At 51.7% G+C, this 16,196-nt stretch carries 15 protein-coding genes; 4 read left to right on the forward strand and 11 right to left on the reverse strand.

What is annotated here, in order from left to right:
• Nucleotides 1-113 precede the first annotated feature (113 nt).
• The 8 genes from P40081_RS30385 to P40081_RS30420 form a co-directional block, all read right to left on the reverse strand.
• Nucleotides 114-458 carry a thioredoxin family protein gene (locus P40081_RS30385; protein WP_042139828.1) on the reverse strand — a complete coding sequence of 115 codons (345 nt, stop codon included), beginning with the start codon at nt 456-458 and terminating at the stop codon, nt 114-116.
• 115 nt (nt 459-573) lie between these two features.
• Nucleotides 574-2,202: a putative polysaccharide biosynthesis protein gene (locus P40081_RS30390; RefSeq protein WP_042139829.1), complete on the reverse strand. Its 1,629-nt coding sequence runs from the start codon at nt 2,200-2,202 to the stop codon at nt 574-576.
• A gap of 26 nt (nt 2,203-2,228) precedes the next feature.
• Nucleotides 2,229-2,714, reverse strand: a complete 486-nt coding sequence (locus P40081_RS30395; RefSeq protein ID WP_042139830.1) for a DUF456 domain-containing protein — start codon at nt 2,712-2,714, stop codon at nt 2,229-2,231.
• A 43-nt stretch (nt 2,715-2,757) separates the two neighbouring features.
• Nucleotides 2,758-3,537: a Cof-type HAD-IIB family hydrolase gene (locus P40081_RS30400; RefSeq protein ID WP_042139831.1), complete on the reverse strand. Its 780-nt coding sequence runs from the start codon at nt 3,535-3,537 to the stop codon at nt 2,758-2,760.
• A 75-nt stretch (nt 3,538-3,612) separates the two neighbouring features.
• Complete coding sequence (locus P40081_RS30405) at nt 3,613-5,703, reverse strand: peptidoglycan D,D-transpeptidase FtsI family protein (protein WP_042139832.1); 2,091 nt, start codon at nt 5,701-5,703, stop codon at nt 3,613-3,615.
• A 92-nt stretch (nt 5,704-5,795) separates the two neighbouring features.
• Nucleotides 5,796-7,877, reverse strand: a complete 2,082-nt coding sequence (locus tag P40081_RS30410) for a peptidoglycan D,D-transpeptidase FtsI family protein (RefSeq protein WP_042139833.1) — start codon at nt 7,875-7,877, stop codon at nt 5,796-5,798.
• 111 nt (nt 7,878-7,988) lie between these two features.
• Entirely contained in the window at nt 7,989-9,131 is a 1,143-nt protein-coding gene (locus tag P40081_RS30415) for a transglutaminase domain-containing protein (protein WP_042139834.1), read from the reverse strand.
• A 55-nt stretch (nt 9,132-9,186) separates the two neighbouring features.
• A complete protein-coding gene (locus tag P40081_RS30420; RefSeq protein WP_042139835.1) occupies nt 9,187-9,630 on the reverse strand; it encodes a hypothetical protein in 444 nt (147 codons plus the stop codon).
• Nucleotides 9,631-9,886: 256 nt separating this feature from the next.
• Between P40081_RS30420 and P40081_RS30425 the strand changes: the two genes are divergently transcribed.
• Nucleotides 9,887-11,062, forward strand: coding sequence for an MFS transporter (locus P40081_RS30425; RefSeq protein ID WP_042139836.1), 1,176 nt, complete (start codon nt 9,887-9,889; stop codon nt 11,060-11,062).
• 181 nt (nt 11,063-11,243) lie between these two features.
• A complete protein-coding gene (locus P40081_RS30430) occupies nt 11,244-11,594 on the forward strand; it encodes a DNA primase (RefSeq protein ID WP_039307212.1) in 351 nt (116 codons plus the stop codon).
• Nucleotides 11,595-11,688: 94 nt separating this feature from the next.
• On the opposite strand, the gene P40081_RS30435 is transcribed toward P40081_RS30430, so the two are convergent.
• A complete protein-coding gene (locus P40081_RS30435; protein WP_144026206.1) occupies nt 11,689-12,306 on the reverse strand; it encodes an SCO family protein in 618 nt (205 codons plus the stop codon).
• Between the two features lie 56 nt (nt 12,307-12,362).
• A complete protein-coding gene (gene cyoE / locus P40081_RS30440; RefSeq protein WP_039307208.1) occupies nt 12,363-13,295 on the reverse strand; it encodes a heme o synthase in 933 nt (310 codons plus the stop codon).
• A gap of 258 nt (nt 13,296-13,553) precedes the next feature.
• Between cyoE and P40081_RS30445 the strand changes: the two genes are divergently transcribed.
• The gene (locus P40081_RS30445) at nt 13,554-14,558 is read left to right on the forward strand and encodes a metal-dependent hydrolase (protein ID WP_042139837.1); all 1,005 of its coding nucleotides are present in this window, start codon (nt 13,554-13,556) and stop codon (nt 14,556-14,558) included.
• Nucleotides 14,559-15,006: 448 nt separating this feature from the next.
• Complete coding sequence (locus P40081_RS30450; RefSeq protein WP_042139839.1) at nt 15,007-15,198, forward strand: hypothetical protein; 192 nt, start codon at nt 15,007-15,009, stop codon at nt 15,196-15,198.
• Here P40081_RS30450 and trpS read toward each other — a convergent pair.
• A complete protein-coding gene (trpS, locus tag P40081_RS30455) occupies nt 15,195-16,184 on the reverse strand; it encodes a tryptophan--tRNA ligase (protein ID WP_042139840.1) in 990 nt (329 codons plus the stop codon). The genes P40081_RS30450 and trpS overlap by 4 nt on opposite strands.
• Nucleotides 16,185-16,196 lie beyond the last annotated feature (12 nt).

Here is a 16,196-nt window from a genome sequence, read left to right on the forward strand (position 1 = left end):
TGTTATCACCCGCATTTTTATAGGAATGAATTAGTATAATGATTGCGCCCGCAGACCATTCTAGAAAAAAAACACCGCTTCTGCTCGGGTAGGGCGAAAGCGGTGCTGCTTCATTACTTGTGGATACTAAGGTAAACATCCAGCGCCGTATTCAGGAAATTCTCAATTTCCTCACGGGACTTACGAAGCTTATTCACGAATCGGACCAGTTCCCGTCCATCGGTATAAGCGACAAAGCTCGGAATGCCCAGAATATTCTGTTCCTGGCTGACGTCGCCTACTGCATCGACATCCACTTCAACGAGTGTAAGGCGGTCACTATATTTCTGTTCCACATCCGGCATGAACGGATCAATGAATTTGCAATCCGAGCACCAATCCGCCTTGAATACCGCCACCGTTAAGCGCGGAGATTGTATTGACACCTGAAACTCAGCAGGAGAACTAATTTTGTTCATCTATTATCCATCCTTTCTCATCTAACCGTTACCCATGATTCTCTTCTCTTTAAGTGAAGCAAAATGTACGGAATAAGTCAAATAAAAAAGACAAAATAAGACAATGATCACAGCTTTATTCGTTTGCACGCACGTGCGCAGGCTGCAGCTTCATTAAAGGATTCAGCAGTTTGCGCAGCGGACGCGGGTAACCAGCGATTTCCTGGCTGCTCAGTACACCCAGAACAATCAACAGCACCAGGTAAATGATAACCACGGCAGCTCCAACGACCAGACATGTAATCAGGAATGCCAGTCTTGCCGGCATCAGATGAGTCAGCATAATCCCCGCTTCATTGAGGCCATAACCGATTCCGGCCGATGCGAGTACAGCGATTGAGAATCCGCCCCAGCGTTTGCCGAGAATTTCGAAGGGAATGATCTTTTTGAGCATCCGCAGATTAAGCAGCGTAATGACAATGAAGCACAGGGCCGTAGAGCCGATGATGCCATAAATGCCGAACAGCTGGCTGAACAGGAAGTTGGAAGCGAACTTCACGATAATCCCGGCTAGCACGTAATACATTGAAATCCGCGATTTGCCCATTCCGAGCAGAATAGAGTTCGTAGTCATCATAGTGATTTGAAAAATAGTGCCCAGCGTCAGCATCGCTACAATCCCGCTGCCGTCCAGACTGCTGAAGATCAGTCCATTGACAGAATATGCCGCCACAACGAGAGAGAGTACAATCGGTGTGCCGGTAAGAATGGAAATACGCATGGCCAGGGTAACCTGGCGTTTCAGATGCTGTTCATCTTTGCGGGCGTACGCCGCTGAAATAATCGGAATGAGCGACGTACTAAGCGCGATGGAGAGCACCGGCGGAATACCCGCTATACTCTGTGCACGGCTGCCGAAGATCCCCAGAGCCCGGGTAGCTTCCTCCATTCCGATCCGTCCGCTGAGCAGCGGTACAATAAAGGAAGTATCGATAAAGTTCACAACAGGTACTGTGATCGAAGATAATACAATTGGAATGGACAGCTTAAAAATATCTTTATAAATTCCAAGTAACGGAAGGCGTGCCTCATTCGATTCATAAAGAGCAATCTGCTCCTCGCTGCGGCGCATCTTCATTGCGTAATACAGCATGACACCGAAAGCGCCGACGCTCCCGAGCACACTGCCGAAAGAAGCGCCTGCAGCCATCCATGTGTTGCTGTACCCTTGGCGCAGCAGAATAAAAGCCAGCAGAATTGCCGTAGATACCCGGGCAATCTGCTCAATAATCTGCGAGATACCTCCGGCCATCATATTATTGCGCCCCTGGAAGTAACCGCGCATCATCGCGATTGCGGGGAACAGCAGCAGCGCCGGGGCAATCGCCCGGATTGCCAGCGTACTCTCAGGAACTTTGGTGTACTCCGCATAATACGGAGCGGCTATGTACAGTATTGTACTCATTACAACACCTACAACAGCTGCAAAAATAAGGGCGGCACGGTATACCTGCTGCGCTTCATGCGGACGGTTCAGAGCATAACGCTCTGATACCATTTTGCTCAGCGTGCTGGGTATTCCGGCGGTCGCCAGCGGAAGGAGCAGGAGATACACATTGTTAGCCTGTGTAAAGGATGCATTCCCGATATCATTGAATAGATGTTCCAGCGGAACCCGCTGGGCAAGTCCAAGGATGCGGGCCACAAGTGCGGCCGCAGCCAGAATAAGCGTGCCTTTAACAAAAGATTCTTTCTTGGTGGACAAGCTGTTTCGCCTTCTTCACAATAAATTTAATACCGTCCGATCCAGATAAAGAAGAGGACGACCATAACAATCTGCAAAATGATCTTGACTACGGTACTGCTGAACAGCCCCAGCAAGGAGCCGAAGCTGACCTTGACCGCCTTGCCGGGCTTCGAGCCGGCAATCAGTTCGCCGACAAAGGCCCCGAGGAACGGGCCGATCAGCAGACCAAAGGCCGGAATGAGAAAGGGGCCAATAATCAAGCCGATCGTGCTGCCGATGACGGATGCCCGTGAGCCGCCGAACTTTTTGACTCCCCAGGCCCCGACCACATAATCGGCAACGAACAGGACCACTACAATCAGTGTCTGGATAATCCAGAACCAGGCGCCGAAGGAGTGGAAGGAAAAGAACCAGCCGTATACGAAGAAGGCCAGATAAATCGCCAGCGCGCCCGGCAGGATTGGATATACCGCTCCTGCCAGCCCTACTGCAAACAAAGCAATGATCAGAATCCAACCCAGGATCGTCAATTCCTTCAACTCCTCAAGTTTTGTTTTGGATAGGATAAGTAAGCTAAGCCTGCTTAGAAATCCTACCGGCCGAGGTTCCGGCTTCCGCAAGAATATACTTCTGGATCACTTCCGCGATCCCGTCATTATTGTTCGTAGCCACAACAGCATCGGCTTCCTGCTTAACGGTCTCCTGGGCATTGCCCATCGCTATTCCGAATCCGGCCTGCTGGATGGCCGCCAGATCATTCAGACTGTCGCCGACGGCCACAACCTGGGACATGTTAATGCCAAGCAGCTTGCAGACTTCCAGAATGCCGGATGCCTTGTTGACGCCAAGCGGATTAATCTCCAGATTGAACGGCGAGGAATTGGTGATCTCCAGCCCGCCCAGCTCCTGCAGACGCATCAGAAGTTTATGGCGGATATCATTATCCTCGGTAGAATAACCGAACTTCAGCCATTCCCTGCTGTCAATTTCGCCGTCCCAGGTGTCGCGGTTGTATACTTCATCCACGGAATATGCCCAGAACCAGATATCGAACTCTTCGGCAATCTTATGCATCTGTTTGACCAGTTCCACATCCATCAGGGACCGGCGGTACAGTTCTCCCGGTGCGCGCCAGACTTCACTTCCGTTTACCATAATCATCGGGGTCTCGAGGCCAAGCTGCACGGCATAAGGCATCGCACTCCGGGACGAACGTCCGGTAGACAGGCAGACATGTACGCCGGCATTCATCGCTTTTTTGATCCATTCCACCGTTTTGGGGGTGATTTTCTGTTCATCATTCAGTAGGGTTCCATCCATATCCAATGCAAGCAGGCGGTATTTGGCAATCATTTGCCACCCCTCCATTCTTGTATGTCTCCCGGTCGGGAGCAGCTGAGTATTTGTCAATCAGGCTACGGCGGTTCGTCAGTTTGTGTTTACGGCATCTCCGTTGGCCGGATCTGCAGTTTTTACATTTTTCTTCGGGTTGCCATCCAGCCCGTACTCCCAGTCATACGCATCGAATATTTTACGCGCGACCGGCGCGGCACTGTTGGAACCAAACCCGCCTTCAGGGATGACCACAGCAACTGCTAACTTAGGATTATTACGCGGGGCAAAAGCAATAAATACCCCATTATCACGCAATTCACCTTTCCCCAGCTGCTGGGAGGTACCTGTCTTACGGGCAAAATCATAAGGGAAATCCGTAAATGCAGTAACCTTACTGTTCATGCCCTGTTTGATTTCTCTCCAGAAGGACGGGTCAAAGGTCGTTACTTCATCCAGCACCTCGCGCTCAAACTTTTTGACCACATTGCCTTCAGAGTCGGTGATCTTGCTGACCAGCTGCGGCTTGATGCGCACACCTTCATTGGCAAGCGTGGAAGCATACTGTGCCAGCTGCAGTACCGTATAACGGCCCTGCTGCCCGAAGGAGGCATAGACCAGTGCGGCTTGCGCACTGCCCGCTGCCTTGATATCGGTATAGTTAATCTGTCCCAGATACTCATTGGGAAGCCCGCTCTGTGTGGAGACACCGAGGCCGAACTCCTTCATATACTTATCCCAAACTTCAATCCCCTTGCCCTTATATTGCTCATAAAGCTTCTTGCCGACCATATCCACCATGAATACGTTGGAGGAATCCTCAATCGCTTTGGCCGGGTCCATCGAACCGTAGACATGTCCGGAGGAATTGCGCACGGAGGATTTGTCATCCTTACCGAAATAAGCGATCCCTTTATCATTGTACCGGTAAGAGGTGCTGAAGAATCCTTCGTTCAAGCCCACAAGCACACTCAGCGGCTTAATGGTTGAACCCAGTAATACGGTAGAACCGAATCCATGGCCGGACATCCCCGAAGAATACGGAGTAATCGTCCCATTCTGATAGTTACCCATAATTTTATTCCAAGTATCGGAATCCAGCTTCTCCGCCGTCCAGACATTAGTATCATAATCCGGCATACTGGCCATGGCAACAATATTGCCTGTATCCACTTCCATGGCTACGGCATAACCCGTGAGTGCATCGGGGTGGGTTTTGCCCTGGACGGCATGACTGTGCAGCCAGCTGATCTGCTCCGTAATGGCCTCTTCCGTCTTGAGCTGGACGTTCTTATTAATCGTCATCCAGACATCATTACCCTTGACCGGCGGCACAACCTCTTCAACCTTCTCGGCCATATTCTGCGGATTCACTGAAATGACCTGATAACCATTCTTGCCGCGCAGCTCCCGCTGATATTGCAGCTCCAGACCGTCAAAGCCGACAAACTCATCATCTTTATAGTTCAGGCCGGGATCGGCATCGATCTTCTTCATTGCGTTCTGGATGTTCTTATAAATATTAAGTGTACTGGACGATTTGAAGGGCTTGATATACCCGACTGTCTGCACAGCAACCGTGTCCTTGTCATAATGCCGCACGCCTTCTTCAACAATCTCAAGACCGGGGAACTCGCTTTTATGCTCCATGAAATAAGCAACTTCCTGGGTGGTAAGACCGGATTTGATCTTGCGTGCCATATAACCCGAATATTTTTTGAAATATAAATCCAATGAAGTAATTACATTATTCACCGTCAGCTTCTCGCCGTCCGGATCACCATGTTTATCGAATTCCTCGACCAGCCGGGTTGCCAGCGCATAGGCGTTAGCTCTCGATTCCGGCTTCAGTGCACTGATTCCGGTTTCCTTATCCACGGCTTTGGCCGTATATTCCTTCGTCAGGGTGATATACAGCGATTGAACGGAGGTCGAATAGGCAATCTCTTCTCCTCCGGCTGCGCGAATCGCACCACGGATGGACGCGAGCGGTACACTTTTGGTATCCCGGCTGGTCTCCACCTCGGTCAGCTTAGGTCCTTCCACAAACTGCACAACAGCCAGACGGATAATAATTACGCAAAAGATTACAAACGTGCTGAAGAAAAACACGTTGAGCCGCAGGCCAAGCGAACTCTTGCTGTCCTTCTCGTCCGGGGGAGAGGCCTGCTTTCGGAAAACACTCACAGTTTTTCACTCCTCTACATCTCAAGTGGAAACGGCTTGGCTGCCCTTGATAAGGACAGCACCGTTTCAGCGGGAAAAATAATATAAACCTCTTAGTTCACAGTTGACTCTTGTTTCTGCTCTACTGGCGGAAGATTTTTTTTGGGGACTCCATCGAGCCCGTATTCTGAGTCATAGGCTTCAAATATTTTGCGGGCCACCGGTGCAGCACTGTTCGATCCAAAGCCGCCTTCCGGAATAATCACCGCTACAGCAAGCTTGGGATGCTCGCGAGGAGCATAAGCAATAAAGACTCCGTTGTCACGGACCGCACCGTACGCATCCATTTCAGAGGTCCCTGTCTTGCGGGCAAAATCATACGGGAATCCGTCAAACACCTTAACCGACGTGTTCATCCCCTGCTTGATCTCCTTCCAGTACGAAGGATCAAACGTAATTTTGTCCAGAACTTCCCGTCCGAATTCCTTGACCGTATGGCCTCCGGCATCTGTAATCCTGCTGACCAGCTGCGGCTTGATCCGTTCCCCTTCATTGGCAAGCGTCGCTGTATATTGGGCAAGCTGCAGTGCGGTATACTTGCCTTTCTGACCGAAGGAGGCAAAGACTAACGCCGCCTGGACAGAACCCGCTTGCTTCGTGTTGATATAATCGGCAACTCCGGCACTCTCACCCGGCAGTCCACTCTGTGTCGAAACCCCAAGTCCGAAGGCCTTCATATACTTGTCCCATACCGCGATTCCTTCACTCGGATACTTCTTATAGAGCGCATTGCCGACCCAGTCTACCATAAAAGCATTGGATGACTCCTGGATCGCCTTGGCCGGATCAAGCGGCCCCAGGACGTGCCCTGAGGAATTGCTTACAGAGGAACTGTCATCCTTGCCGAAATACGCGATTCCCTTGTCCGTATACGTATCGGTGGTGGTGAATAAGCCTTCATTGAGACCAATTAACACACTTAACGGTTTGATTGTGGAACCCAGGAAAATCAAGGACTTCAGCCCATTGCCTGAGAAGCCGGAGATATTCTCATTAATCGTCCCGTTCTGGTAATTATCCTTGATCTTATCGTATACTTCCGGCAGCAGCTTCTCGGCATTCCAGACATTCGTATCATAGTCCGGCATACTGGCCATCGCTACTACATTGCCTGTATCTACTTCCATCGCAACCGCATACCCGGTTAGGGCATCCGGATGATATTTGCCTTGGACCGGATTGGTATGCAGCCAGCGGATCTGATCCATAATGGCCTGCTCTGTCTTCATTTGCACGTTTTTATTGATCGTCATCCAGATATCGTTGCCCTTGACAGGCGGAACCGATGCAATGACTTCCTCAGCCATGTTCTGCGGATTAACGGAGAGGGTCTGATAACCGTTCTTGCCTCTAAGCTCGCGCTGATATTGCTGTTCGAGACCATAGATGCCGACAAATTCATCTTCCCTGTAAGTCAGGCCGGGATCAGCACCCGTTTGTTTCATGGCATTACGGATATTCTTGTATATATTATAGTCCTCTGTAGAACGGAACAGCTTCATATAGCCTACCGTCTGAACTGCCACTGTATCCTTGTCATAATGGCGGACGCTTTCTTCCACAACAGCTACCCCAGGATAGCTTTCCTTGTTCTCCATGAAATGAGCGATTTCCTTCACCGTCAGCCCCGTCTTGATTTTACGCGGGACATAACCAAGCGATTTCTTATAATCAAGATCCAGCAGAGCAAGGATATCCTCCTGCGAGAGCTTTTTGGCGGAAGGATCACCATATTCATTAAAAACTGACGTGAGCCGCGCCACCAGTGACTTCGTCCTTGCCTTGGCTTGAGCAGTGAAGTCGTATACTCCGGTGTCCTTATTCTTGGCTTTGGCTGTATATTCTTTGGTTAAAGTGATATATAACGACTGAATGGATGTGGAATAGGCAAGTTTCTCACCGCCGGCAGCATGAATAATTCCCCGGATCGCCGCAAGCGGCACATCCTTGGTCTCCCGGCTGGCCTCGACCTCAGTAAGCTCAGGACTCTCCACAAACTGCAGCCCTGCAAGGCGGATAATAATAATGCAGAAAATAAAAAAAGTGCCGAAGAAAAACAGATTTATGCGTAAACTCAGGTAGTTTCGGGCAGAACCTCCATCCGGGCGGGAGCCCGGCTTACCGAACCATCTCACAGCATGTCCTCTCCTTGTATGTTATGCAAAACCGTATATCCGGCAGTCCACAGGCAGAGCTCTTCTTACACGCTGTTATTGTACCATAGATGGAGGAGCTCCCGCTTCTTGTCAGAGGATGTTTTCCTTGATATGTGTTGAATCAAAATCCTTGGTATTGAACCAGTTACCGCTGCTGGCCCAGGTAGAATCCAGCGGAATCCAGGCTTCCCTGCTGCTGATATAGACCTCATTCCAGGCATGGGGACCATAACCGCCCTGCCCGTCATAGCCCCTGCCGGTTACAACCCGCACCTGAAGGCCCTGCGAACGGGCCATCATGGCATAGAGACGGGCATAATCTATACATACTCCCAGCCGGGTATCAAAAGTATCCTGCGGGGTCTGCTCATGCCAGATCCGTTTCTGCTCATAATTCTCTGCCTTGGTATAGTCATAGGTGATGCGTGAGCCGATCCAATCATAGAGCAGCTTGGCCTTCTCTTCATCCCCGTCAGCCTGTCCGGCAATATCTGCGGCTGCACCGGCGATGTCCGCGGAGATATCATGGTCGATCACTTCATATTTGCGCCGCAGAATATCATTCATCTCGGCGGCTACCGCCTTGGTCAGCACCGGAAGCTTCCCCCGGACCTGTTCACCGGCCAGCGGCTCAAATACCGCTGCCGCACTCTGGCTGTAGATCGGCGAGGACTCCACATAGCGGCTGAAGCCGCTGTCCGGATTCAGCCCTACGCCGATGTAGAGCGCGAAGACCAGGACAAGTGCGCGGGCAAGCCCTGCGGCGAAGCCTAGAACGGCTCCGCTTAAGCGGCTGGCCCCCGTGATCTTCCCTCCCGGCCTTGACGAAAACCGCGGCAGGCGGAAAGGCAGCAGCAGGAACAGCAGACCCAGCATTAGGCGGATCAGACTGTAGGACAGGAGCAGCAGGAGCAGGAACCGCACAAGCGGCGAGTTCGCCAGCACCGATACGGCTGTATAATACACCTGCTGCCACTGGCTCAGCCGGATGTCAGGCAGAACAACGCCTGATGCCCACTCCCCGGCTAGTGGCGAGAGGTATACAGCAGCCGGAACCGCCATGATCAGGGCCGCGATCGCCATTATTCCGGAGCCGAGCAGTCCGAACAGCCCTCCGGCCGCCCTTTTGAAGCCCCGGCCCCATCCCTGCAGTACGGAGAACAGCACGACCACCAGCAGGACGATCGAGATGATATTGGCTTCACTAAGACTATCTAACCAGCTGTTCAGCATCTCTCTCGCTCCTCCTTCTGCGGCCAGCCTGCCTGCCCAAAGTTCAGCTGCACTTTTATTTGCCGGCCTGTTTCCGGGCTTCATCGATAAATGTTTTGGTGGTATCCGTTACACTCCACTTTCCAAGACTGACCCCGCGGAAGATTACTTCAACCTTATCCTCTGCGGCGGAGCCCTTCACTTCCAGGTTTGGAGTAGTGATCGTAAAAGTGCCGTCACCGCCGGAGGTATACACCGCATCCTGCGCTTCCTTAAGCATGACTTCCTGCGCTTCGTTCTTCAGTGTGCTGACCGTCCCGTCCGCCACTTTGTTAACAGCATTACCTATCTGATCCATGGTCACCCCGCTGTAGATGAACAGGCCTGCAACGATAATGATAACAATTGCCCATTTCAATACAGTCTTAACGAGATTAATTACTGCAAACAGCAGGACAAGCGCAATAACGATAACAAGCCAATTCTCTCTGATAAATTGTGACCACACTGCCGGATCCATCAATTTCACAACACCCCTATCGCAAATTTCGCCACTCCGGGACTCCTGTCCCGTCAGACATATCATTAATAATAATTATTATACATGAATACCTCTTATAATTCATGGTTCCCGGGCTGCAGAAGCGCATACAGAGTCTGGCCAAGAAAATGGTATAAGCCCCCTCCGGTGCACGTAAAGTACAAGTAGGCCGTTTCTTCCAAGTGAATTCCGTTCCATTACTCATCGGCTGGCCACCAATCTGGAGGTGTTACCCGTGAAAACCGCGCTGTGGCTGTATCTGTTTCTGTTCCTTGCCTTCTTTGACCTGCATGCCCAGTATCCCATTCTGACGCCGTTTGCCATGTCTTTGGGAGCTGGGCCGGCCTTTATCGGCTGGATGATGGGGATGTATTCGCTGACCCACCTCCCCGGCAACCTGCTGGCCGGTGTACTGGTTGACCGCAACGGCAGCCGCCGTTACATCGTCTTTGCCCTTACAGCAGCCGGACTAATCCTGCTGCTCCAGGCTCATGCGCAGCTGCCCTGGCATCTGCTGCTGCTGCGCGCAGCAAGCGGCTTCGCGTTGGCCTTCCTCTCGCCTGCCTGCATGACCCTACTGGCCTCCCTCTCCTCTGACCCGGCTACCCAGGGCAAGTACATGTCAGGCCACGGAATCATCCACACGCTGGCCTCTGTGGTCTCACCGGCGGCCGGTGCGTTCATCGTGGCCAAGGCCGGCTATTCCGGTACCTTCAGCACGCTGGGCTGGCTGCTCATCCTGACAGGTGTGATGGCCTTCTTCAGTGTCCCGAAGCATTCTCCTGCGCTGGCTGTACACAAACCCGCTCTGCCGCTGCCGCAGGAGAAAGCGGCGAATCCGCTGTCAGCCGTTATTCCAGTCTCTAAGCGCTACTATCTGCTGCCTTTTTTCGTATCCTGCTCCCAAGGGGTACTCTTCTTTGAACTTCCGCTGTCTCAAGGAAGCGGCGGAATGATTTCGACCGGAATTCTGCTGTCGCTGCTCAGCCTCGGGGCACTACTAACCCTCAGCCTGTTCTTCCTGAACCGGCTGGCCCCTGGCATCCGCATTGCTGCCGCCCTGCTGGGAATGGCGATCTGCTTCTTCACTCTGGCCGCCTTCCGCAGCATCCCGGCGGGAGTCGTTCTGTTCATGCTGGGCGCAGCCAAAGGTGTGTTATTCCCGGCCATGGCTTCCCTGTTCATCAGTCTGGGCGGTGCAGGCCGGATGGGACGTACCTTCTCGCTGCAATCCATTGCTATGTCGCTCGGGGCATTTGCCGGGCCGGTAGCCGCCGGACAGCTGCGGGACTATGTCTCCCCTTACTTCATTGCCTTCGTGCTGCTGATGACAGCCCTTCTGCTGCTCCCCCCCGGAAGATCCGGCAGTCCCGCTGCTTATTCTCCGGGCTTGAACGGCCATGCCGCCTGATTCCAGCCGCATTCGCCAGCAATCACCCGCATTTTTTCTGCCGGGTGATTGTTTGTTTGATGACGTTTGTTTTTACGACATTTCCCGGGGAATGAATACATATTGCTCTTTGAACTGTTAAAATTGGCGAAGCTTAGGTACAATATCGTCATAACCAACTACGATCCGGGAGTGAGCACCTATGTCCATTACCATTATTGTCGAAGGCAAGAATGACCGCAGCCGGCTGAGACGGCTGCTCGCGCCGGAGGTCGACATTCTGTGCACTTTCGGCACCTTGAACACACTCAAGCTGGAATCCCTGCGCCGCACTGTCGGTGATGGAGAAGTATACCTGTATATGGACAATGACAGCTCCGGCAAAAAAATCCGCGGCGTACTGCGCGATGCCTTTCCCGATGCGGTGCATATGTATACCCGGCGGGGTTATGCCGGTGTCGAAGGCACTCCTGACGAGTACAGCATCACCCAGCTTGAAAAAGCCGGGCTTGAGGAATATATTCTCTATCCGCAGCCGTTCAGCAACAACTAGCTGGCTTCGGTCTATAGTCAACACCAAAAACGCCTTGCCGGTCCCTCCTTAATTGGAAGGAGTCCGGCAAGGCGTTTGATTTATTCGGGCAAATCTATTCACGGGCCAGCTTCTTAACCGATTCGGCCAGAAACTCCGGAGTCACATTCTCCGTATCCCCGGCATCATATAATCCCCGGAGGCGGTTGGTCCGGTCTACCAGACCAATAAGGTTGGCATGGGCAAAATCATCCTTACTGTTGCCGTAGATAAGAACCTTGAATGATTCAGCCGCCAGCTTGCGCACTTGCTCCTGATCCCCGCGCAGGAAATACCAGCCGTTATAATCGGCATGAAACTTGTCGCCAAATGCCCTGATCGCTTCACGTGTGTCGTTCTCCGGGTCAAAGGAAATGGAGACAAATTCAATATCCTTGCCGAAGCTGCCATCCTTCACCAGCAGATCCTGTGTCTGTGACAGCATGTAAGTAGTAATAGGGCACACATCCGGGCATTCGGTGAAGAAGAAATAGACCAGCCTTGCTTTGCCTGCCGTATCCGCAAGGCTCACCTGCTGTCCATCCACATTCTCCAGAGAGAAGTCCTGTACCTCCCCGATGACCGGCAGCTTCTTGTCTCCGAAGCTAAGCGAATTCACTACCAGATAGACGGCCATAATTACCGCCGCCAGCAGCATCAGCCAGGTCCATTTATAGCGTTTCAAGGTCTGCACAGGACCCCTCCCCATTCATCATAAGAATCCGTACTTCCACCGCGTGTATCTAAAATTTAACCGTGGATCGTATTCAATACCAGCACAATCAGACTTATGGTCAGATAGTTAATGGAGAAGAAGAAATTTTTCTTGGCCCAGGCATCATCATCCTTCGCCTTAAATCCGGTTAAGGTTAAATAGAGCCAGGCCAGCGACAAAGCTGACGATACGATCAGATAAAATATTCCTGCATAGTCATACATGTACATCAGTACAGGGATAGGCAGCAGCAGTGCCACATAAGGGATCATCTGGAACTTGGTGCGGCGCGTCCCTTTGACCACTGGAAGCAGCGGGAACCCTGCGGCCCTGTACTCCTCTTTGCGGCGGATACCAAGTGCCCAGAAGTGGGGCGGCTGCCACAGGAAGAGCATGGCGAACAGCAGCCAGGCACCAAGGTCTACGGTTCCGGTAACAGCCACATAACCGATTACAGGCGGCATGGCACCGGAGATGGCTCCCACGGAAGTGCTCCAGGTAGATGTTCTTTTGAGCCAAAGGGTATACACTACAACATATACGAACATGCCGACGATGCCAAACAGTCCAGCCAGTACTCCGCAGAAAGCAAACAGCACAGCCAGGCCGGCAATACCCAGCCCAATGCCGTACAGCAGCACTGTCTGAGGCTTCAGCCTGCCTGTAGGCAAGCCCCGCTCACGGGTTCTTTCCATCTTCATATCCAGATCCCGGTCGAAATAATTATTGAATACACAGGCCGAGGCCATAACCAGCATAGTGCCTAGCAGGGTAAGGATTAATCGCCCATACTGTACATCCCAGCCTGAAGCTACCCAGTAGCCTGCAAAAGCAGCGATCAGATTGGAACGGATAATACCGGGTTTCGTCACCGTAATGAAGTCGCGCCAGCTTGCACCTTCCGGTGGAGACTTGGCAGACATTGATGCGGAATCGGAAGAAGCTTGATATCTCAATTGATTGTCCACGTATGGTGTTCCTCCTTCTAAGGGACTTCTTAACGTTCCGCCGGAGCCTTAGTAACCGTTCGGCTGCATCTGGATAATATTACTCGCTCCGCTATTAACTTTATCATAGCAAACTGGGAAAGACTTTGACAATCATTGACCATGATGTTCATCAATTCGACAATTACGTGACAATATTTATTTCCTCCCCCCTAAATAACTGGACGCTAAATTGGGTAGTTATTAATAGAGAACTTCCGTACAAAGGAGATCTGACCAATGGATACCGCTACACATTTTGTTATGGGACTGGGACTCGCCGGTCTGTCGTTCGTTGATCCTTCAGTCGCCGCGAATGGGACACTTGCCGGTGCCGTAATGGTCGCTACTGTACTCGCTTCTCAGGCACCGGATGCTGATACTGCGCTGCGGCTGAAGGACAACGCAGTTTATATCCGCAATCACAGGGGAATCACCCATTCCCTGCCCTTTTTACTGTTATGGCCGGCTCTGATCACAGTGGTCATAGGTCCGGTCTTCGGATTAACGGATCTCCATGCCTTAAGCCATATTGCGCTTTGGAGCTTCATCGGCGTTGCCATCCATGTGTTCTCGGATCTGTTCAACACCTATGGGACCCAGGCGGCACGCCCGTTCACCGAGAAATGGATTGCCTGGAATATTATCCACATCTTCGACCCGTTCATCTTCGGCAGCCATGCGGCAGCGATCATTCTCTGGATCAGCGGGATTGTGCCTCCGGCACCCTTGTTCATTACCCTATACGCAAGCATCGTCTTGTATTACATCTGGCGGACGCTCGTACATGCGCGTATCACACGTAACATCAAGAACAAGGATGTGCACCATAATGCTGGTGACCGGTACTTTGTCATCCCTACGATTTCGCCTACACGCTGGAACGTGGTCAAAGCCAAGCCGGATGGCAGCTACAACGTCGGACTGCTGAACAACGGCAAGCTGGAATGGTTCAAGCATGCGGTGTGCTCCACTCACCCCGCGGTTGAACATTCGAAATCCCATCCGGATATTCAGGCTTTTCTGTATTTTACCTCTTACGCTGTCGCCGAGGTCGAAGAGCTGCCCTCTGGTTATATTGTACGCTGGGGGGATGTTCGTTATTTACATCGTAAGCAATTCCCGTTCGTTGCAGTACTGGTCATGGACAACCAGTATCATCCGCTGAATACTTATGTAGGCTGGCTCAGCAGTGAGAAGCTCGATGAGCGCTTCGCCATTGATCCGGGGACAGTTAAGACATAGCAGCGTAAACAAGGCATATCATGTAGATGGATGGCATCCGCCCATGCGGATGCCATCTTTTTAATTTATACGGGCAATGAGTTGAAGTTCACCCTCTTTACGAATTATTGTATGAAATACAGCAATTCCCCCGCTTAGCGGCTATGAAGGAGGAGAATGCTGCCTTTTGTGCAACAATTTTTGATTAGAGGCGATTTAATAAAGAAAATGTTGTATTCTGTGCAGGATTCCGTCATTGGACCTTTACTGGTTCTAAAATTGCAGCAGGTTAAATCTTCCTGAGGTCTAATTCTCTTGCAGCCTCTTGACGCCCCGGACCGCATAAGGCACAATCACAATAAAGCGGTTACAGTATATACTTCATGATATGAATTGAAAATCCCGGGGTGCAGAAAGCACTCCGGGACTCACTCCACCGCTATTGCAGCAGAAAGGAAGGCTGGAACATATGGGTAAAGGTCTGTCACTGTGGTTCGCCTGCTCTTCAATTCTCATACTTACGGCAGCTTCCATTTCAATCAGCTATAACATCTGGCTGGCGCTGCTGCTCGGCGCCCTGTGCGTGCTCAATATCGGCTGGGGCTTCATCATCAAAGCCCGGCTGAGACGCAAGGCCGAGCGCAAGCTGCCCTCCTCTTAACGGTAAGGCAGGAAGCCCATCCGTTCCTTCACGCCTTCCAGTGTCCGGGCAGCACTGCTGCGCGCGCTTTCGGCACCTTGAGCCAGAATATCGCCCAGTGTGCCTGAGCTGCGGATCTCATGGTATCTCTGCTGGATGGGTTCAAGCAGGGCGACGATTACTTCGCCAAGCTCTTTTTTGAAGCCGCCATACATTTGCCCTTCATACTTGTCTGCTATCTGCTGGAGGCTCATTCCCGAGCATTCGGCATAGATACTCATCAGGTTGCTGATCTCAGGCTTATTGGCCGGATCAAATACCACTTCGCGTCCTGAATCCGTGGTTGCGCGGCTGATCTTTTTGCGGATGACATCCGGCGGATCCAGCAGACCGATTCTGCTGCCGGCATTAGGGTCGCTTTTGCTCATTTTTTTGGTCCCGTCATCCAGAGACATAATCCGCGCCCCGACTTCAGGAATATACGGCTCAGGAATGGTGAAGAAATCACCGAACCGGTGATTGAAGCGCCCCGCCAAGTCGCGGGTCAGCTCCAGATGCTGCTTCTGGTCTTCACCCACCGGTACCAGATCGGCGTTGTAGACCAGGATATCTGCAGCCATCAGCGATGGATATACGAATAATCCGGCTCCTACGGATTCTTTGCCTGCCGATTTATCCTTAAACTGCGTCATCCGTTCCAGCTCACCCATAGCAGTCAGTGTCGTCAGAATCCATCCCAGCTCAGCATGCTGAGGCACGTGGGACTGCATGTAGACATGGGAGATGGCAGGATCAATGCCTGCAGCCAGATACAATGCAGCTACCGATTCCGAATTCTCACGAAGGGCAGCGGGGTCTTGGGCAACCGTAATGGCATGCAGATCCACCACCATGAAGTAACATTCATATTCCCTTTGAAGCTTGACGAAATTCTTGATCGCTCCGATATAATTTCCGAGCGTGAGCGAACCGCTGGGCTGAATCCCCGATAATACTTTTTTAGCCATGATCTTTATCCT

This window comes from Paenibacillus sp. FSL P4-0081, assembly GCF_000758565.1.
GTDB lineage: Bacteria > Bacillota > Bacilli > Paenibacillales > Paenibacillaceae > Paenibacillus_AQ > Paenibacillus_AQ phytohabitans.